This window comes from Rhizobium sp. P44RR-XXIV (assembly GCF_001999485.2).
Classification (GTDB): domain Bacteria; phylum Pseudomonadota; class Alphaproteobacteria; order Rhizobiales; family Rhizobiaceae; genus Rhizobium.
In genome coordinates this window covers 732725-751254 of record NZ_MPVZ02000029.1, presented here as the reverse complement: position 1 = coordinate 751254, position 18530 = coordinate 732725, and the positions used below count along the sequence as shown (strand labels likewise).

General features: G+C 59.7%; 15 protein-coding genes and 1 pseudogene. 4 read left to right on the top strand and 12 right to left on the bottom strand.

The genetic code is table 11. The features are described from left to right. Window positions 1–25 precede the first annotated feature (25 nt). Complete coding sequence (locus tag BSK43_RS29510; protein ID WP_077467107.1) at window positions 26–1030, top strand: ornithine cyclodeaminase family protein; 1005 nt, start codon at window positions 26–28, stop codon at window positions 1028–1030. Between the two features lie 5 nt (window positions 1031–1035). Then, window positions 1036–1854 (top strand): PhnD/SsuA/transferrin family substrate-binding protein, encoded by an 819-nt coding sequence (locus tag BSK43_RS29505; protein ID WP_246662725.1) that lies wholly within the window; start codon window positions 1036–1038, stop codon window positions 1852–1854. 85 nt (window positions 1855–1939) lie between these two features. Here the strand turns inward: BSK43_RS29505 and BSK43_RS29500 are convergent, their stop codons facing one another. After that, the gene (locus BSK43_RS29500; RefSeq protein WP_077467106.1) at window positions 1940–3724 is read right to left on the bottom strand and encodes an APC family permease; all 1785 of its coding nucleotides are present in this window, start codon (window positions 3722–3724) and stop codon (window positions 1940–1942) included. Window positions 3725–3968: 244 nt separating this feature from the next. On the opposite strand from BSK43_RS29500, the gene BSK43_RS29495 reads away from it, so the two are divergent. After that, on the top strand, window positions 3969–6338 hold the full coding sequence (locus BSK43_RS29495; protein ID WP_077467105.1) for a DUF1989 domain-containing protein: 2370 nt from the start codon (window positions 3969–3971) through the stop codon (window positions 6336–6338). A 337-nt stretch (window positions 6339–6675) separates the two neighbouring features. Further along, the gene (locus BSK43_RS29490) at window positions 6676–6999 is read left to right on the top strand and encodes a hypothetical protein (protein ID WP_136687342.1); all 324 of its coding nucleotides are present in this window, start codon (window positions 6676–6678) and stop codon (window positions 6997–6999) included. Window positions 7000–7172: 173 nt separating this feature from the next. Here BSK43_RS29490 and BSK43_RS36065 read toward each other — a convergent pair whose 3' ends face one another. From BSK43_RS36065 to BSK43_RS29435, 11 genes and pseudogenes are all read right to left on the bottom strand, one after another. Then, window positions 7173–7772, bottom strand: a complete 600-nt coding sequence (locus BSK43_RS36065) for a PAS domain-containing protein (RefSeq protein WP_077467103.1) — start codon at window positions 7770–7772, stop codon at window positions 7173–7175. Between the two features lie 116 nt (window positions 7773–7888). Next, window positions 7889–9225, bottom strand: a pseudogene (locus BSK43_RS29480) (NAD(P)/FAD-dependent oxidoreductase). 68 nt (window positions 9226–9293) lie between these two features. Beyond that, complete coding sequence (locus BSK43_RS29475) at window positions 9294–10334, bottom strand: DUF3445 domain-containing protein (protein WP_077467102.1); 1041 nt, start codon at window positions 10332–10334, stop codon at window positions 9294–9296. Between the two features lie 29 nt (window positions 10335–10363). Next, the gene (locus BSK43_RS29470; protein ID WP_077467101.1) at window positions 10364–11329 is read right to left on the bottom strand and encodes a PDR/VanB family oxidoreductase; all 966 of its coding nucleotides are present in this window, start codon (window positions 11327–11329) and stop codon (window positions 10364–10366) included. Then, window positions 11326–11931, bottom strand: coding sequence for a dimethylamine monooxygenase subunit DmmA family protein (locus BSK43_RS29465; protein WP_077467100.1), 606 nt, complete (start codon window positions 11929–11931; stop codon window positions 11326–11328). The genes BSK43_RS29470 and BSK43_RS29465 overlap by 4 nt, the downstream gene beginning before the upstream one ends. Before the next feature lie 10 nt (window positions 11932–11941). Then, entirely contained in the window at window positions 11942–13075 is a 1134-nt protein-coding gene (locus BSK43_RS29460; protein ID WP_077467099.1) for an aminomethyltransferase family protein, read from the bottom strand. Window positions 13076–13187: 112 nt separating this feature from the next. Further along, a complete protein-coding gene (folD, locus tag BSK43_RS29455; RefSeq protein WP_136687340.1) occupies window positions 13188–14093 on the bottom strand; it encodes a bifunctional methylenetetrahydrofolate dehydrogenase/methenyltetrahydrofolate cyclohydrolase FolD in 906 nt (301 codons plus the stop codon). Window positions 14094–14096: 3 nt separating this feature from the next. Then, window positions 14097–14981 carry a formyltetrahydrofolate deformylase gene (gene purU / locus BSK43_RS29450; protein WP_077468402.1) on the bottom strand — a complete coding sequence of 295 codons (885 nt, stop codon included), beginning with the start codon at window positions 14979–14981 and terminating at the stop codon, window positions 14097–14099. A gap of 96 nt (window positions 14982–15077) precedes the next feature. Next, window positions 15078–16385 (bottom strand): type III glutamate--ammonia ligase, encoded by a 1308-nt coding sequence (glnT, locus tag BSK43_RS29445; protein WP_068392489.1) that lies wholly within the window; start codon window positions 16383–16385, stop codon window positions 15078–15080. A gap of 87 nt (window positions 16386–16472) precedes the next feature. Next, window positions 16473–17801 carry an FMN-binding glutamate synthase family protein gene (locus tag BSK43_RS29440; protein ID WP_136687338.1) on the bottom strand — a complete coding sequence of 443 codons (1329 nt, stop codon included), beginning with the start codon at window positions 17799–17801 and terminating at the stop codon, window positions 16473–16475. Between the two features lie 15 nt (window positions 17802–17816). Then, window positions 17817–18503: a GXGXG domain-containing protein gene (locus tag BSK43_RS29435; protein ID WP_077468248.1), complete on the bottom strand. Its 687-nt coding sequence runs from the start codon at window positions 18501–18503 to the stop codon at window positions 17817–17819. Window positions 18504–18530: the final 27 nt, after the last annotated feature.

Sequence of the window (18530 nt, the reverse complement as noted above, 5' to 3'; positions counted from 1 at the left end):
GCCGGAACAGGCCTGGAGAATGGCAATGCAGGAAATCTGGATCGACTATCTGAACGCCCTTGATGCGAAGGCATTGGCACTTTCCAACGATGAAATTCTCGATGCGGTGACCAAGGCGCTCGATGCCCAGGGGCGCGGCGAGACGGTGATTGAGCCTCGCGTCCATCTTGTGCCCGAAAGCTCGGACAAGGGTCATTTCAATGTGTTGCGTGGCTATGTGAAACCATTGGATTATGCTGGCGTCAAAGTGGTTGGCGATTTCGTCGACAACTACAAGCAGGGTCTGCCCTCGGAACTCGCCGTGCTCAACCTGTTTGATCCCCACACCGGCGTACCGAAGGCAATTGTCGATGCGACTGCCATCACCGACATGCGCACCGGCGCCGTCACCGCCATCGGCGCCCGTCATCTTGCCCGCAAGGATAGCAAGATACTCGGCCATATCGGCGCACGCGGCACATCCTATTGGAACGTCCGCTTGCTCGACCACATTTTCGATTTCGACGAAATCCGCGTACATTCGCGCCGCCCGGAAAGCCGCGATGCCTTCGCCGCACGGCTGGAGAAGGACCTCGGCAAGAAGATTATCGTCACCGACAATTGGGAAGACTGCCTCAAGGGTGCGGATATCATGATCGAGGCCAGCCGTCTGCCGGAGCCGACGCCGCTGTTCAAGACCGCCTGGGTCAAGAAAGGTGCCTTCGTCGTTCCCTATGGCACGATGAGCGCACTCGAATTCGACCTGACCGACATCATGGACAAGGTCGTGGTTGACGATTGGGGTCAGTGCGGTCCCGGCCGGCCGTTCGGCGCGCTGCGCCGCCATGTCGACGAAGGCAAGGTGACGGCCGAAACGCTGCATGCCGAGATCGGCCAGATCGTCTGCGGGGCGAAGCCCGGCCGCGAGAGCGACGACGAGACCATTCTCTTCTGGCACCGCGGGCTCAGCACCACGGACGTGGCGCTGGGTGCTGCGATGGTCGATAAGGCCAGGCGGATGAACATCGGCCAACGTCTTCGTTTTGCGTGACCACCATGACGACGCCCATCTCGCCTGCCATCGCCTGCTCCCGAATGTACAATCTCAGCCCGAGAATATCGGAGCATTGGGATCGGCTCTTTCATTGGCTCTCCGGCCAATCGGGTGTGGATCTCGAGGTCATTCCCCATGCGGCGCCTGCGCCGCTGTCGGAGCTGTGGGCACGGCCGGACATGGGCGCGGTCTTCATGTGCGGCTTTCCGTTTTCGAGATTGGCAGCCGATGAGCGTCCGATAGCCTTGGCCGCCCCGGTTTCCACGGCGGAATGGGCAGGCGGACAGCCAGTCTATGCAAGCCATATCGTGGCTGCACGTGACAGGCCGCTTGCTGACGCCGACCTTGCGGCGGTGCGTTGGGGCTGGACTGTCCGGGACTCGCAGTCTGGTTACAATGCCCCTCGGGAGTTCGTCGCCGAGCTTGCCAACGGGCGTTCGGTGCGCAACACTGTTGGCCCACTCCTCAATCCGCGCGGCGTGGTCGAGGCGATCCATACAGGTGCGATAGATGTCGGCGCTATCGACGCCTATGCCTTTCAGCTGATGGAGATGCATGAGCCGGAGATGATCGCGCCGCTGCGTGTGGTCGGAACGACAAGGCCTGCGCCCTTCCCGCTTCTCGTTGCGGCCAGAGGGCAGCCTGCCGAAATGATCACGGCGCTGAAGGGCGCGCTTTTGAGCATGCATCAGGACCCTAGCGGACGCGATATCCTGGGCTCGCTTGGCCTAGCGGCCTTTGCCGAGCCAGATCTGGCTGCCTATGATCAACTTCCGGCCAGAGCCAGGGCTGTTGATCATGCTCTTGGAGGGGCATGGTAAGCCCGCCTCTTTCCGCACACCATAAAAACAATCCCCGCCCGGCAGCGCCGCGGCGGGGATTGTCGTTTCACATGCCTGGGCTTCTTTAGGCCGGCAATTGGAAAGCCCAGTTGCCGATCAGCACGATGGCGAGGCCACCCAGCAGAGCAACATAGGGCAGAATTCCGGCTTTCTTCACGCCGAGATCCTGACCGACAAGACCGAGATCATCCATGGCGCCTGCCGGGAACTTGCCGCCGTCGCGTACATAATGCCTGTAGGCGAAGACGGGCAGGATCAATGCAGCGAAGGCAAAACCGATCCAGAGCGCATTCGCATAGCCCCAGACCTTGGCACCGGCACCGAGGAAAAGCGCATTGACGAAGGCGAGGATGGTGTTGAGGCCGATGAGCCAGGTGGGCGCTTTCCAGGGGCGCTCGACATGACCGGAATCCATGCGGTGGATCCATCCCGAATTGAGGTTCAGGAAGTTGAAGATGATGTATCCGACATTGGAAACGGCGAGCACGAAGAAATAGCCGCTGGTGTCCGAAGCGATTGCGAGCAGGCAGAGGTTGAAGGCGAAGTCCGTCCACATCGCCCTGGTGGGCGCGCCGTTCTCGTTCACATGGTCGAGATATTTCGGCAGCCAGCCGTCCTTCGAGCCCTGGTAGAGGGTGCGCGAAGAACCGGCCATGGCGGTCATGATCGCAAGGAATAGCGCCATGATCATCAATATGACGAGCAGCTGCGTGACGATGCGGCCGGCACCGATCAGGCCTCCCAGCGCTTCTGCGACGCCGGTGCCGTCGACAATGCCGGGTGCCAGCATGCCGGCATGTCCAAGCACGCCCTGGAACGCGAAGGGCACGAGGAAGAAGAAGACGCAGCAGGCAAGGCCGGAATAGAAGATTGCCTTGAACGTATCCGTCTTCGGATTTTTGAGCTCACGGGTATAGCACACTGCGGTTTCGAAGCCGTAGGTCGACCATGCCGCGATATAGAGGCCGCCGAGGAAGAGCGTCCAGCCACCATTGCTCCAGGTGCCATCCGTTCCGGCATAGGCCGCGGTGGGCGGTACAAGGCCGGTAACGTTGGAGGCGATGATCTGGCCGCTGACGATCGGATAGAGACCGATGATGAGCAGTGGCACGAGAACGATAATCGCCAGCCACTTCTGCACGCTCGCCGTCTCGGAGATACCGCGATGCTGGATCGCGAAGATGATCAGCATCAGGATACCGCCGATGAAGAAGGTGGCATTGATGTTGGCGGTCGCGAGGAAGGGAATGGTGAAGCTGATGACGGACCAGTTGCGGATAGCGGGTGTTAGTGCCGCCACGCCATCGGCACTGAGCAATGCGGTCACGGCATCTTGCGGCGATGTGCCGGCGTGAGCCGCGATATATTCGGCAACCCGGGGGCTATCGGCCGCAATGGACGTTGCATGCGCGCTGATCCAGCTGAGCACGGCCTGCGAATCCGCGGCGGGAATCGGGTAGAAGGCATTAAGGATATAGCCGGCAGCGATGGCGCAGCCGAGCGATAGCACCGGCGACCAGGCAAACCAGTTGCACCAGACCGAAAGCGGCGCGATGAACTTCGAATAGCGTAACCAGGCGGTCGCACCGTAAACCGAGGCGCCGCCCGACTTGTTGGCAAACATGCCGGCGATTTCAGCGTAGGTGAACGACTGCAGAAACCCCATGATCATCGAGATGATCCAGACGACGAAGGCGAGCTTGCCTGTCGTACCGGCGATACCGCCGATGGAGAAGAGAACAAGCGGCGGCACGCCCGCAGCCACCCAGAACGCGCCCTTCCAATCAAGCGCGCGTATAAGCTTACCTTCCGTGCCGGCGGAAACGCCGGCCTCCACAACATCTGTCATTGGTGAAATTCCCCATCTTTGTTCCGGACGTATCTCTCGTACGTCTCCCTGAACGTGCCTCCCATGGCATTTCAGGCTTGCTGGAGGTTTTCGCGAGCCGCGTCTATGCGCGGATTTCCAGTGGCAAGCCCTTTATGCATAGTGAAGATATTTTCTTTTTAGTCAACATCACTTTACTTTCCCACGGCATTTTGTCAGCATGAATCCGGTGCCTTGACGCACCTCGTTTTCCCGAGAGGGCCATATGCGAGAACTCCATCCGTCGATCGCCGGAGTGCGGCCCGTTTCGGCGAGTATTGTCCGTTATCCGGGCATCCCTGCATTGCCGCACGATACGGAACGCTATCGCTGCAAGGGCGGCGGAACGCTCGTTTTGCGTGTCGAGGCGGGTGACATGGTCACGCTCACCGACAGCGAAGGCGGCCAGGTTTGCGAACTCTCTTTTCTCGATGAGAAAGGTCGGTTTCAATCCGCCGGATTGGGAACTGCCTTCACCAGTGCTGCGGAAGGACTGAAGTCCATTCTGTCCTCCGATGAGGAGAGCGCGTCGCGTGTGCGCACCGCGCTGCAACGACGCGGCGCCGATCTCGCCTCGGCCGGCGCGCTCAGAATCTTCGGCGAAACTTCATCGCCCGGCAGCGCGGCTGAATTCACCATTGCTCTCAAGGGCCTGTTGATCGCCTGCGCTCCGGGTGCGGCCATGTCGCCGGAAGCACAGGATACGGCGACACCGATAGAAGTCCGGATACGCCGCACCGCGATCATCCGCGACTATGCTTCCGCCCTGCCCGAACCGCTAGCCGACCCCATCGAGGATATCCGTATCAAGGCGGCCACGGCGTCAGCCTATTTCGTGCGTGCCGGCGAATTCATCCAGATCATCGATGTCTATGGCCGGCAGTGCACCGACTTCCAGGCCTTCTCCGCCCGCAAGGTGGACAAGGGGCTTGATCTTGCGCTTGATTCCACCGTCACGCGCACCCTGCTCAGCCGCAGCTATCCGATACCCGGCCTGCCCTCCAAGGCCTTCGATCGCGATTTCGAGCCGCTGGTGGAAATCGTTCAGGATACGGTTGGCCGCCACGATGCTTTCGCCACGGCCTGCAATTCACGCTATTACGACGATATGGGCTATCCGGGCCATGTGAATTGCACGGACAATTTCAATGCGGCGCTCGCACCCTACGGCGTCCCCGCGCGCAAGGGCTGGGAAGCGCTGAACTACTTCTACAACACCAATATCGACCACAATAATCAGCTCTATCTCGACGAACCCTGGTCGCGGCCGGGTGACTATGTGCTGATGCGGGCGTTGACCGATCTTGTCTGCGTCTCCTCATCTTGTCCCGACGATATCGACGCGGCCAATGGCTGGGACCCGACCGACATTCATGTCCGCACCTTTTCCGGCAAAGAGAAATTCACAAGAGCGGTAGCCTATCGCATGACCCCTGACGCTGACGCCGAACTCACGCGGGAAACCGCATTCCACCCCCGCCTCTCCGCATTGACGCGGGACTACACCGAATATCGCGGCTTCTGGCTGCCGAACCGCTTCTCTTCGGAGGGACCGGTCGAGGAATATTGGGCCTGCCGCGAAAGGGCCGTGGTCATCGACCTCTCGCCGCTGCGCAAATTCGAGGTGACGGGACCGGATGCGGAAGAACTGCTGCAATATTGCCTGACCCGCGATGTCCGCAAGCTGTCGACCGGCCAGGTCGTGTATTCCGCCATGTGCTACGAAAATGGCGGCATGATCGACGATGGGACGCTCTTCCGCCTCGGCGACAAGAATTTCCGCTGGATCGGCGGCGATGACTACAGCGGTATCTGGTTGCGCGAGCAGGCGGAGAAGAAAGGCTTCAAAGCCTGGGTCCGCTCGTCCACGGATCAGATGCACAATATCGCGCTGCAAGGTCCGAAAAGCCGCGACATCCTGAAGGAGATCATCTGGACGGCGCCGCGCCAGCCGACCATCGGCGAACTCGAATGGTTCCGTTTCGCAGTGGGCCGCATCGGCCACTTCGAAGGCGCTCCGGTCGTTGTCTCACGCACCGGCTATACCGGCGAACTCGGCTATGAAATCTTCTGCCATCCGAAGGACGCCGCAACCGTCTTTGATGCGGTTTGGAAGGCCGGCGAACCCTATGGCTTGAAGCCCATGGGTCTGGAAGCGCTGGACATGGTGCGCATCGAGGCGGGGCTGATCTTCGCCCATCATGAATTCACCGATCAGACCGATCCTTTCGAGGCCGGTATCGGTTTCACCGTGCCGTTGAAGTCCAAGCAGGATGATTTCATCGGCCGCGAGGCGCTGATCCGGCGAAAGGAAAACCCGCGTCATCTAATGGTCGGGCTCGATATCGAGGCCAATGAAGCGGTGGGACATGGCGACTGTATCCATATCGGCCGCGCCCAGGTCGGCGTGATCACCAGCGCGACCCGATCGCCGATCCTCGGCAAGACGATTGCGCTTGCCCGTGTCGATGTCCTGCATGCCAGTGTCGGCACCAAAGTCGAGATCGGTAAGCTCGACGGCCATCAGAAGCGGCTTCCGGCCGTAATAGTGCCGCTGTCTCACTACGATCCGCAGAAGACGCGACCGCGCTCCTAGAGTCTTTCCGGCTCTCGCACCTTAAGGGCAACGCTAGTGGCCAATTATCTGGCTCGACATCATATCGCTGGCGGGCGAGTGTGATCTCATACGCCGCCCACTCCAGGTGTTGTCGTCCCATTCACCGACGGCGACGGACGGTAAGCGACTCCCAGCGCAAATAAGCTTATCGCGCCGCATGTCGCAGTTTTCGCGCAGTGATATTCCGTTCTGTCTGTGAGGTTCCGCACATATCGTTGAGGCAGCGACCTTCATTATGCGGCTGTCTTCAGGCGAGGAGGACACTGGGCTCCTTCGCGCAGGACATGGATACGATATTCAACAGGAGGAGCTGAAAATGGCAGTCGTCAATATACCACCAGATGGGCATATATATTCGCTGGGGAGAGTACCCGGAATTTTGCACGTCTATAACCGTGGTCCAAATGCATCGACGTACAATCTGACGATAGTCAACGTCAACAATTGGCAAAATGTCCATCTTCAAGCAGGACATACAAATTCCTATGCCGCCAATGGCAATGCAACCTACATTCAGAACCTGAATGGCAGTGGAACCCTGCAGTGCCTATGGGTCGCGTTGGCGGACGAGCTTACTCCCCAGCAGGCGGGTCTGGAGCAGGCGAAGAGCATGCCAGGTGTTTCAGGTCATCATAAGTAGCGTCCGATCGCGTCGACTGGGCGTGGCCGTGATTTTCGAACCATGAGCCACCTCCGCCCGTCCTCCTTGAAGGTTATCGCAAAGCAACCCGGCTCTGCCGGGGAGCTGCGATCAGACTCCTTTACTCATGCATTATTGGAAGTTGAGTTGCACCGAAATTGCGGAAGAACCGCCTAATCTGCCTTGCGCTGCGCATTGGAGATCGCCCGTGCCGCCTCTTCGGAGGAATTGGCAAGCGTGCGCATTTCTGCCGCCAGCACTGCAAAGCCCGACCCTGCCGTTCCGGCTCTTGCGGCCTCGATGCCGGCATTGACTGCGAGCAGTTTCAGGTAACGCAGCGACTGCAGGATTTCGTTGGTCTTGGAGGCCGTGACCCGCATGCCCGAGGTCTGTTCGTCGATGCGCTGGTAGAGCGACTCGATGTTGATGATGCTGCCCTCGAGATAGAGCAATTCTCCTGTCTCGTCCCAGACGCCGCCGCCCGTCTCCGTCACCCAGACGAGATGGCCGTCGCGATGGCGGATGCGATATTCCATCGTCCAGTCGGTACGGCTCTCCAGCGCCCTGCCGACAACCTCGTCCATGAGTGGAACATCCTCCTCGAACATAATGGAGGTGAAGGTGCGCGTGCGATTGCCGACGATCTCGTCGACAGGATAACCGAAGATGCGTTCGACGCCGTCGGTCATCTCTAGCATCGTATAATTCTCGTCAGCACGACAACGATAGAGAAAGCCGCTCATGCGGCTCAGTACGCTGCTTTGAAAATCCATGAAGGCGGTATCCGAAGAAAAAGTTGCTGATCAAATTGCTTCGTCTCAACTCAAACAGAGCCGGCAGGGATCGGCTTCAGCCTCCCCTGCCGGCTTACGCGAAAATGTGCGCCACATCAGTTGCGCAGATATTCTTCCATCGAGTCATCAAGCGCTTCGACCCATGGCGTATGATGTTTCGGCGACATATTACCGGTCATCAGAGAGCGATAGGCATGGTCACGGAAGCCCATGATGTTCTCGGCCTTGTGGTGCTCCCATTCCATGAAGGTCTTGTTCGTGCCTTCGATATCGAAGCTTGGATAGTCGGTCTCGGCGAGCAGTTCCTTCACATAGTCGCCCTGGTACCAGATCATCTGCTCGGCATCTTCAAGCGTTTCCTCGCGGCGCGCCACTTGTCGAAGTTGGCCTGCAACTCCTCTTCCGGCGGCAGCTTGATGCGGCCCATCATGACATCGCGTGCCCACCAGGCCTGCACGTCGAACATGTTGAAGGTGTAGAACTGGTCCTGCATGCCGATGTAGAAGAGCTGCGGATTGCTGTCGAAGACTACGCCCTTGTAGAGATGATCGGCCCAAAGGCGGTTTGCGGTCTTCAGCCGAAGCTCGTCCGGCAGGAATGGGAAATGATGCTGGTAGCCGGTGCAGAGGATCAGCGCATCGACCTCCTTGGATGAGCCGTCGAGGAAGTGCGCGGTCTTGTTTTCCAGCCGGGTGAGCAGCGGCCGCTCTTCGAAATTCGATGGCCATTTAAAGCCCATCGGCTTGGAGCGATAGCTTGTCGTCACCGATTTCGCGCCGTATTTCCAGCATTGCGAACCGATATCCTCGGCCGAATAGCTGCGGCCGACGAGCAAGACATCCTTACCCTTGAATTCCAGTGCGTCGCGGAAATCATGGGCGTGCAGGACGCGGCCATTGAAGGTTTTCACCCCTTCGAAATAGGGAACGTTCGGCGTCGAGAAGTGGCCGCTCGCGACCACGACATAGTCGAACTCCTCATCATACATGCGGTCCTGGGCGCGGTCATGTGCCGTCACGGTGAATTTCTTCGTTTCCTCGTCGAACCGCACCATGCGCACCGGCGTGCTGAAACGAACCCACTTGCGCACATCAGCCTTGTCGACACGACCCTTGATATAATCCCAAAGCACGGCGCGTGGCGGATAGGATGCGATCGGCTTGCCAAAATGCTCCTCGAATGAATAGTCAGCAAATTCAAGGCATTCTTTCGGTCCGTTCGACCAGAGGTATCGATACATGCTGCCGTGGACAGGCTCGCCATATTCGTCGAGGCCGGTGCGCCAGGTGTAGTTCCAAAGCCCGCCCCAATCGGACTGCTTCTCGTAGCAGACGACTTCCGGAATCTCGGCACCCTTCTGCGCTGCCGATTGGAAGGCCCGCAACTGAGCCAGTCCCGAGGGCCCGGCACCGATAACGGCAACTCTTGTCATGAAGCATTCCCCTTCTCGATTGTATCGAAATTCTTATCGCATGCGGTCGTCTTGGCGCGTCGTTGGCGTCAATCCGGGAAGGTGCCGGCGCTGGTTGCTGCCCCGTCATCATATTTTGAAAGCCAGTCGATCGTCATCTCGCGGAAACGCGTCAGGCCCTTATAGTCAATGAGCTCCGGCGGCAGGGTACGCAGCACGCGCGGAAAGCGGCGCGCCCATTTCGGCACGGTCACCAGCTCGTCCATGTTCATCAGATAGCAGCGGATAACGAAGAGGATGGCGTTCGAGCGCGGCAGACGCCACAGGCTCTGCAATTCCACGCGCAAATGCACCTTCTCGCCGACATTGTCAGGCGTCACCGTGGTGCGGTCTGGACCCCACTTCGGATAGTTCTCAGGGCTGGTGTCGAGACGTGGATTGATCGTCATCGTCCAGTTGAAGCGGCGCGTCGGCTTGCCCTGCTGCAGGTTCAACAGGAACTTCAACGCACGGTCGAAGACGCCGATCTGGTGGGCGAGCGGCACCGGGCCGTGCCATTCCATGAAATTCATGCCGATGTCGAAGTCGAGCGACCAATCGGCCTGGGTCGTCACCATGCCGGCATCCATCCAGAGGTTGCTGTCCCGCTGGTCTACGATGCAAAAATCGCCCTGCGCCTGGCGGGTGATGTATTCGAAGGGTTCATAGGGCAGCGTCGATGCATCGCCGAAGGTAAAGGTGTCATCGATACCGAGCGGCCGGTTGATCCAGCGCCATTGATCGCCGTTCTTGGTAAGCGTGAAGTGCTCGGGATAGCCGGCTGCCTGCTCTTCCATCAGCAGTTCCAGCGTATCCCATTGCGCGGACATCATGTGCGGCAGCGCCTGATAGCGCAGCGGATCTTCCTTTAATACCAGCGCCCGGTCGCGCATCTCGGCGACATAATGCTCGTCGACGTCGATCAGGCTTTCGTAGACGGTGTTCTTCTGCCCCTTCACATGCGGTTCCATATTGACGGAATACATGTATTCGTCTCGATCGAAGGGGAACGGAAAGCGCCGGATGTTTTCCGGACTGTTGCGATAGCTGAAATCGTCCCGGAACGTTTCGTGCTTGAAAGCGATTGCCATGTCCGTTCTCCTGGGTATCGGCGGGATGCCTAAAGGTCGAGATGCAGTGCGCTTCCCTCGAAACGGGAAACGCAGATCATCACCTTTCGGCCGGAAGCCTTTTCTTCGTCGGTCAGATAGACGTCATTGTGCAGAAGCTTGCCGTCGCAGGCGGCAACGCTAGTCTCGCATTGTCCGCAGGCGCCGCCGCGACAGAGAAATGGCGCGTCGACGCCGGCGGCTTCGATCGCCTCCAGCATGCTCTCGTGATGGCCGACATGCACAGTCTTGCCGGAGCGTGTCAGCTCGATCGAGAAAGGCTTGCCCGGCTGCGAGGATAGAAAGCGCTCGGAGTGCAGGTTCTGCTCCGGCCAACCGGCCTCGATGCCCGTTTTCAGCACACCGTCGATCATGCCCGACGGGCCGCAGACATAGAGATGCGTGCCGAGCGGTTGGCTTTCGAGAAGGCGGGCGACGGGGATGAAATTACGGTCGGCATCGCAATAGATCTTCACCCGCTGCGCCCCGTATTGCTCGACCAGCTCGCGGCAATAAGCGCCGCGATCCAGCGAGCGTACGGCATAATGCAGCTCGAAATTGGCGCCCTCGCGGGTAAACTGCTGCATCATTGCAATGAAGGGCGTGATGCCGATGCCGCCGGCGATGAGTAGGTGCTTGCGGCCGCGCCAATCCGGCTGAAAGAGATTGACGGGATAGCTGACTTTGAGTTGGTCACCTTCGCGCACTTTCTCATGCATAAAGGCCGAACCGCCACGCGAATCCTCGACGCGCAGCACGCTGATCTCATAGGCCGAGCAATCATGCGGCGGCGACATCAGCGAATAGGCATTGCGGCGCATATGCCCTTCGTCATTCATCGAAACGATCACATGGGCGCCGCCGGAGAAATAAGGCATCGGCTTGCCGTCGAGACGCTCGAAGCGGAAGCGTTTGATGCGCTCGGCAATGGGAGTGACCTTCGCAACGCGGACCGGGATTTCCGTACCACCGCTCATAGGAACAACTCCTCTGGATCGGGCGCGCTGCCGGGCTCTTCCGCGTCGATATTGACGCCCTGGAAAGCGCCGAGGCGGCGCGAATAGTGATCGCGCACCAGAAGCGGAAGCCCGCAATGGCTGCAGCTGAACGGACTATGGGTGACATCCTCGGTGATGCCCTTGCAGTGGACGCATTGGACGCGGCGCGCCAGCGAACCGCGATGCTCCGAGATGATCGAGGCGTGGTCCATGCCGTAGTCGAGCGCCACCATCATCGCCTGGCCGATGAAGCCTTCCGTGCCGGCAATATAAAGACGCGTCCCCATATGGGCTGATGCAAGCGACCCTTTCAGACGAAAGAGCAGCGTTGCAATGGTCGGCGCGGTGAAGAACATGTCGGCGCCGAGGTTACGCAGGGTCTCGTCATGACCCTTGCCCTGTGAGCCGCGCGCGACATAGAGGATTTCGCTGCGCGACAGGATCGTTTCGTCAAGTGTTGGCCTGTTATCGAGAAGGGCGTTGGCGCCCTCCCCTTCGAGAACGAAGAGGTGCCGACGAGCATGCGGCTGGATTGCGAGACCACGGTAAACCGGTCGGCTCTTGATGCCTTCGACAAGCATGAGCGCCTCCTTAGCCGATGGCCGTCCTCTTCTTCTTTTCCGGATCGTCGAAAGGCAGCGTATGCGCGATGGCGCTTGCCTTCAAGCTCTTGCCACGCACCTCAAGCTTGGTGCCCTGTACCGCCTTGTCGACATCGAGACGGGCGATTGCCATCGATTTCTTCGTCAGCGCAGAATAGCAGGGGCAGGTGATGACGCCGACCTTTTTGCCGTCGGCAAAGACTTCGTCGCCGAGATCGGCCGGGCCGTCGGCATCGATCAGCATGCCGAAAATCTTGAAACGCTCCTTGCCCTTGAGGCGGGCATGTTCCTCGGCACCGCGGAAGCCGGTCTTGCCGGGGCTGACTGTAAAGTCGAGGCCGAGTTCCCAGAGGCTGTCGCCGGGTGGCTGATCGGCGAAAGGATACATCTGCGAGTTATCATAGGGGTAGAAGAGCAGATAGCTTTCGACGCGCAGCATGTCGAGGACGCTGAAGCAGCAGGGAATGATCCCCATCTCCTTGCCCTCAGCGACGATGCGATCCCAGACCATCGCGGCATCCTGGCCGCGTACGAAGATTTCATAGCCGCGCTCACCGGTATAGCCGGTGCGCGAGATCATCACAGGGGCGCCGAATAGCGTCGTCTGCATGTGATGGAAATATTTGAGATCGCGGATCCCAGGCACGTATTTGGCGAGATAATCGACGGCGACCGGGCCTTGCAATGAGAGGTCGTGCAGATCGTCGTCGAATAGGACGGCGCAGTTGCGGCCGGCTGCCTGCTTGACGAGTTCCTCGTGGCCGGAGCCAGAACCATGCACCAGCATCCAGGAATTCGGGCCGGTACGGTAGACGATGCAGTCGTCGGTGAAGTAGCCGCGATCATTCAGCATCGCGGCGTAGACCGAGCGGCCGGGATAGATCTTCGACATGTCACGGGTGGTGATATGGTCGAGCACGGCGATGGCGTGCGGGCCGACCAGATGCACCTTCTTGAGGCCGGAAACGTCCATCAGCCCGGCCTTGGTGCGGATCGCGACATGTTCGTCCGACATGTCCTTCTCGTAGGTCCAGGCGGTTCCCATGCCGCTCCAGTCTTCGAGTTTCGATCCGAGAGCACGGTGCCGGTCCGCCAAGGCGGAGAAACGCCATGATAATGCCATTTCGTTCCCTCATTTTCTTCTATGGAATAATTATTTCCTGACTATAGTCGTCTTTCATGCCTTGGCAAGCCGATCCGAGTGGTTTTTTGTCATCGCCCGGACGGCATTTTGTTCAAAACTTCGGCGGCTGTTTTCCCGCGGTGCGATGAGCTGCAATGACGGTATTGGCCATCAGCATGGCAATCGTCATCGGCCCGACACCGCCCGGAACCGGCGTGATGGCAGCGGCGACATCGGACGCTTCCGCATAGGCGACATCGCCCACCAGACGGCTCTTGCCCTCGCCCCGCTCGGGTGCCGCAATCCGGTTGATGCCGACATCGATGACCGTTGCGCCCGGCTTGATCCAGTCAGCCTTGACCATCTCCGGGCGGCCGACGGCGGCAACCAGAATATCGGCACCGCGTGAGACCGAGGCCAGATCCTTCGTCCTCGAATGCGCCGTCGTCACAGTCGCATTGGCATTGAGCAGCAATTGCGCCATCGGCTTGCCGAACAGGTTGGAACGGCCGATGACGACGGCATTCAGCCCCGACAGGTCGTCGCCGTGAATACGCCGCACCAGAAGCATGGCGCCGGCCGGCGTGCAGGAGATCAGCCCTGTTTCAAGATCGCCGGTTGCCAGCTTGCCGGCATTCACGACATGCAGACCATCGACGTCCTTGTCCGGCCGGATCGACTGGATGATCGGATCGGCATCCAGATGCTTCGGCAGCGGCAGCTGCACCAGAATGCCGTGGATGGACGGATCTTCGTTCAGCGATGCCACGAGGCTTGCGAGCGCTTCCTGCGTCGTCTCGGCGGGCAGCGTGTGCTGGACCGACTTGAAGCCGCATTCCTTGGCCATCTTGCTCTTGGAGTTCACATAGGCGTGGCTGGCCGGATCGTCGCCGACGATGACGACCGCAAGTCCGGTCTTCACACCGGTCTCCGTCTCAAGCCCTGCCGCCGCCACCTTCACAGCCTCGATCACCGAAGCCGCTGCAACCTTGCCGTCGATCACTGTCGCGACAGCCATGGCTCAGCCCATCCGCTCGGAAGCATATGAGCCCGGGCTTGCCGGGAAGACGACGGTGCGGTTGCCGTTGATGAAATTGCGGTGATGGATATGCGCATGGATGGCGCGCGCCAGCACCTGGCTCTCCACATCGCGGCCGATCGAGACGTAATCATCGGCCGACTGCGCATGCGTGATGCGCGCCGTGTCCTGCTCGATGATCGGACCTTCGTCGAGATCGGCGGTGACGTAATGCGCCGTCGCCCCGATCAGCTTCACGCCGCGCTCATAGGCCTGCTTGTAAGGGTTTGCCCCCTTGAAGGACGGCAGGAAGGAATGGTGGATGTTGATGATGCGGCCAGACATCTTCTGGCACATCGAATCCGACAGGATCTGCATGTAGCGGGCAAGCACGATCAGTTCCGTGCCGGTCTGCTCGACAACATCCATGATCCGGGCTTCCGCCTCCGGCTTGTTGGCCTTGGTCACCGGAATATGGTGGAAGGGGATGTCGTGGTTGACCACGACCTTCTGATAGTCGAAATGGTTGGAGATGACGCCGACGATATCGATCGGCAGCGCGCCGATCTTCCAGCGGTAGAGCAGGTCGTTCAGGCAATGGCCGAAGCGCGAGACCATCAGCAGCACCTTCATGCGCTTCTTGGCATCGTGGAACTCTGAAGCCATGTCGAACTTGGTGGCGATCGGCTTGAAGCCTTCGACCAGCGCTGGTTCACCGATGCCCTCCTCGGAGATGAAGGAGACGCGCATGAAGAACATGCCGGTGTCGAGATCGTCGAACTGGCTGGAATCGACGATGTTGCAGCCTTGCTCGGCCAGATAGTTCGATATCGCCGCCACGATCCCGCGTGTCGACTTGCACGCAACTGTCAGTACATAGCTCTTCATGATGATCTTCCTCCGCCGTCTTAGGCCAAAGCTGCGCCGCGCCGGAGCATAAAACTCCGGCACACGCGCTTATCCGGGCAATCGTCCGCTCCGCGCTCAGATATCGAGCGTGCTGTCGCGCTCCCACTGCGTGAAATGCGAGCAGTAGGCGTTCCATTCCTGATGCTTGAGTTTCAGGTAGGCCGCGGAGAATTCCGAGCCGATGGCCTCCTTCAGGCCCTCGTCCTCGTCATAGGCTCTCAGCGCATCAAGCAGGTTGAGCGGCAGGCGCGGCGCATTCTTCACCAGATGCCCTTGCGCATACATGTCGATATCGTGATGCGGACCGGGATCGGCCTTGTTGCGCAAGCCGTCGAGGCCGGCAGCGATGATGATCGCCTGGAGCAGATAGGGATTGACCGCACCGTCAGGCAGGCGCAGTTCGAAGCGACCGGGACCCGGCACGCGAACCATATGGGTGCGGTTGTTGCCGGTCCATGTTACCGTATTCGGCGACCAGGTGGCGCCCGACGTCGTGCGCGGCGCATTGATGCGCTTGTAGGAATTCACAGTCGGATTGGTGATCGCCGCCAGCGATGAGGCATGCTTCATGATGCCGCCGAGGAAGTGCCTGCCTTCGGCCGAAAGACCGAATTCGGCTTCCCTGTCAGCAAAGACATTGGTCCTGCCGTCATTGCTCCAGACGGAGATATGGCAATGGCAGCCATTGCCCGTCAGACCCTTGAAGGGCTTCGGCATGAAGGTCGCGCGCAAGCCATGCTTCTCGGCAATGGACTTGACCATGAACTTGAAGAAGGAATGTTTGTCTGCCGTCTGAAGAGCGTCGTCAAACTCCCAGTTCATTTCGAACTGGCCGTTGGCGTCCTCGTGGTCGTTCTGGTAGGCGCCCCAGCCGAGTTCAAGCATATAGTCGCAGATCTCGGCGATGACATCGTAGCGGCGCATCACGGCCTGCTGATCGTAGCAGGGCTTTTCGGCCGTGTCGTATTCATCCGAAATCTTGCCGCCATCGGCGGTAATCAGGAAAAACTCGGCTTCTACGCCGGTCTTGACCCGCTTGCCTTCCGCTTCGGCCTGTTTGACCAGCTTCTTCAGCACGTTGCGAGGCGCCTGGGCGACGATCTCGCCATCCATCATCAAATCGGCGGCAACCCAGGCAACCTCTTTCTTCCATGGGAGCTGGATGACAGAGGATGGGTCCGGCACGGCAAAGAGGTCGGGATGGGCAGGCGTCATGTCGAGCCAGGTGGCAAAACCGGCAAAGCCCGCGCCATCCTCCTGCATTCCGGCAATCGCCTGGGCCGGCACCAGCTTGGCGCGCTGACCGGAAAAAAGATCGGTGTAGCTGATCATGAAATATTTGATGCCTTTGTCTTTCGCAAAAGCAGCAAGATCCAGTGTCATTCTCGTTCCCCTTTGGATTTCTTCGAGACACTTCGATGTATGCATGCAGCCGCCGGGCTCTTCGGCCCGATCGGAAAAGTCACTTGATTAGTAGCCTCCCTTGCCCGGATACCAGTTGGTGCCGGCAAGCGGGATCTGCGCCATGGCCGCGGCCTCCATCGTCAGCGCGCACAGGTCCTCCGGTTCGAGATTATGCAGATGATTCTTGCCGCAAGCACGCGCAATCGTCTGTGCTTCGAGCGTCATCACCTTAAGATAGTTGGCGAGGCGTCGGCCAGCAGCGACCGGATCGAGCCGCGCGGCAAGTTCCGGGTCCTGCGTGGTAATGCCGGCAGGGTCCTTGCCCTCGTGCCAGTCATCATAGGCGCCGGCCGTCGTGCCGAGCTTTTGATACTCTTCCTCCCAGCGCGGATCGTTGTCGCCGAGCGCAACAAGCGCCGCCGTACCGATGGCAACGGCATCGGCACCCAGCGCCAGCGCCTTGGCAACGTCGGCGCCGGAGCGAATGCCGCCGGAGATGATCAGCTGCACCTTGCGGTGCATACCCAGATCCTGCAGCGCCTGAACGGCGGGACGGATGCAGGCGAGGGTCGGTATGCCGACATTTTCGATGAAGACGTCCTGCGTCGCGGCCGTGCCGCCCTGCATGCCGTCGAGCACGACGACGTCCGCGCCGGCCTTTACCGCGAGGGCCGTATCGTAATAGGGACGCGCGCCGCCGACCTTGACGTAGATCGGCTTTTCCCAATCGGTGATTTCGCGCAGTTCCATGATCTTGATTTCAAGATCGTCCGGCCCGGTCCAGTCCGGATGGCGGCAGGCCGAGCGCTGGTCGATGCCTTTCGGCAGATTACGCATATGAGCGACGCGATCGGAGATCTTCTGGCCGAGCAGCATGCCGCCGCCGCCCGGTTTGGCACCCTGCCCCACGACGACCTCGATCGCGTCCGCGCGACGCAGATCCTTTGGGTTCATGCCATAGCGCGAGGGGAGATACTGATAGACGAGGGTCTGCGAATGGCCGCGCTCCTCGTCGGTCATGCCGCCGTCGCCGGTCGTGGTAGATGTGCCCGCAATCGTGGCGCCGCGACCGAGCGCTTCCTTGGCATTACCCGACAGGGCGCCGAAGCTCATGCCGGCGATGGTGATCGGGGTCTTGAGCGTGATGGGCTTCTTGGCAAAGCGGCTGCCGAGGACGACTGTTGTGTCGCACTTCTCGCGATAGCCTTCGAGCGGATAGCGCGAGATCGACGCGCCGAGGAAGAGAAGATCGTCGAAATGCGGCACCTTGCGCTTTGTACCGGCGCCACGGATATCGTAGATCCCCGTTGCTGCCGCCCGGCGGATTTCTGCCAGCGTATGATCGTCGAAGGTTGCGGATTTGCGGGGCGGCGTCAGCGGGTTGTGATAGCTCATGATGTCCCTTTCGCCTCAGTACGCGTCGGCATTGTCGATATTGAAATTGTAGAGCTTGCGCGCCGATCCATAACGCTTGAACTCTTCCGGCCTGACATCCTTGACACCTGCCTTTTCAAGAAGTTCGGAGAGCTTGGCGATATGCTCCGGCCGCATCTCCTTCTCGATGCAATCCGAACCCAGGCTCTGCACCGAGCCGCGGACGAAGAGCTTTGCCTCATAGAGGCTGTCGCCCAAGGCATCGCCGGCATCGCCGAGCACCACCAGATGGCCGGATTGCCCCATGAAGGCGGACATGTGGCCGATATTGCCGTGCACGACGATATCGATACCTTTCATCGAAATGCCGCAACGCGAAGCCGCATTGCCTTTGATGACCAGAAGGCCACCCTGGCCGGTTGCCCCGGCATATTGGCTGGCATCACCCTCGATAACGACGGTGCCCGACATCATGTTTTCCGCGACACCCGGTCCTGCCGAACCATGCACGGTGACCGTGCCGCCATCGTTCATGCCGGCACAATAATAGCCGACCGATCCTCTGATATCGACGGTGACCGGCGTGTCGATGCCGACGGCGACGGCATGATGGCCACGCGGATTGACGACTTCAAAGGCGGTGTCGTTGGCGCCGGCCGAAAGGCTGTGAAGTATGCTGTTAAATTCGCGCAGCGAAGTAACGGATAGATCGAAAACTGGCATGAAAGAACTTTCTCGATTGCACCAGGA

Excerpts from the sequence above, each read along its gene's own strand:
- BSK43_RS29435 (WP_077468248.1), bottom strand. The coding sequence starts at position 18,503 with ATGCCAGTTTTCGATCTATCCGTTACTTCGCTGCGCGAATTTAACAGC.
- BSK43_RS29510 (WP_077467107.1), top strand. The coding sequence starts at position 26 with ATGCAGGAAATCTGGATCGACTATCTGAACGCCCTTGATGCGAAGGCA.
- glnT (WP_068392489.1), bottom strand. The coding sequence starts at position 16,385 with ATGACACTGGATCTTGCTGCTTTTGCGAAAGACAAAGGCATCAAATAT.
- BSK43_RS29495 (WP_077467105.1), top strand. The coding sequence starts at position 3,969 with ATGCGAGAACTCCATCCGTCGATCGCCGGAGTGCGGCCCGTTTCGGCG.
- folD (WP_136687340.1), bottom strand. The coding sequence starts at position 14,093 with ATGGCTGTCGCGACAGTGATCGACGGCAAGGTTGCAGCGGCTTCGGTG.
- BSK43_RS29465 (WP_077467100.1), bottom strand. The coding sequence starts at position 11,931 with ATGCTTGTCGAAGGCATCAAGAGCCGACCGGTTTACCGTGGTCTCGCA.
- BSK43_RS29460 (WP_077467099.1), bottom strand. The coding sequence starts at position 13,075 with ATGGCATTATCATGGCGTTTCTCCGCCTTGGCGGACCGGCACCGTGCT.
- BSK43_RS29440 (WP_136687338.1), bottom strand. The coding sequence starts at position 17,801 with ATGAGCTATCACAACCCGCTGACGCCGCCCCGCAAATCCGCAACCTTC.
- BSK43_RS29470 (WP_077467101.1), bottom strand. The coding sequence starts at position 11,329 with ATGAGCGGTGGTACGGAAATCCCGGTCCGCGTTGCGAAGGTCACTCCC.
- purU (WP_077468402.1), bottom strand. The coding sequence starts at position 14,981 with ATGAAGAGCTATGTACTGACAGTTGCGTGCAAGTCGACACGCGGGATC.
- BSK43_RS36065 (WP_077467103.1), bottom strand. The coding sequence starts at position 7,772 with ATGGATTTTCAAAGCAGCGTACTGAGCCGCATGAGCGGCTTTCTCTAT.
- BSK43_RS29500 (WP_077467106.1), bottom strand. The coding sequence starts at position 3,724 with ATGACAGATGTTGTGGAGGCCGGCGTTTCCGCCGGCACGGAAGGTAAG.
- BSK43_RS29475 (WP_077467102.1), bottom strand. The coding sequence starts at position 10,334 with ATGGCAATCGCTTTCAAGCACGAAACGTTCCGGGACGATTTCAGCTAT.
- BSK43_RS29505 (WP_246662725.1), top strand. The coding sequence starts at position 1,036 with ATGACGACGCCCATCTCGCCTGCCATCGCCTGCTCCCGAATGTACAAT.
- BSK43_RS29490 (WP_136687342.1), top strand. The coding sequence starts at position 6,676 with ATGGCAGTCGTCAATATACCACCAGATGGGCATATATATTCGCTGGGG.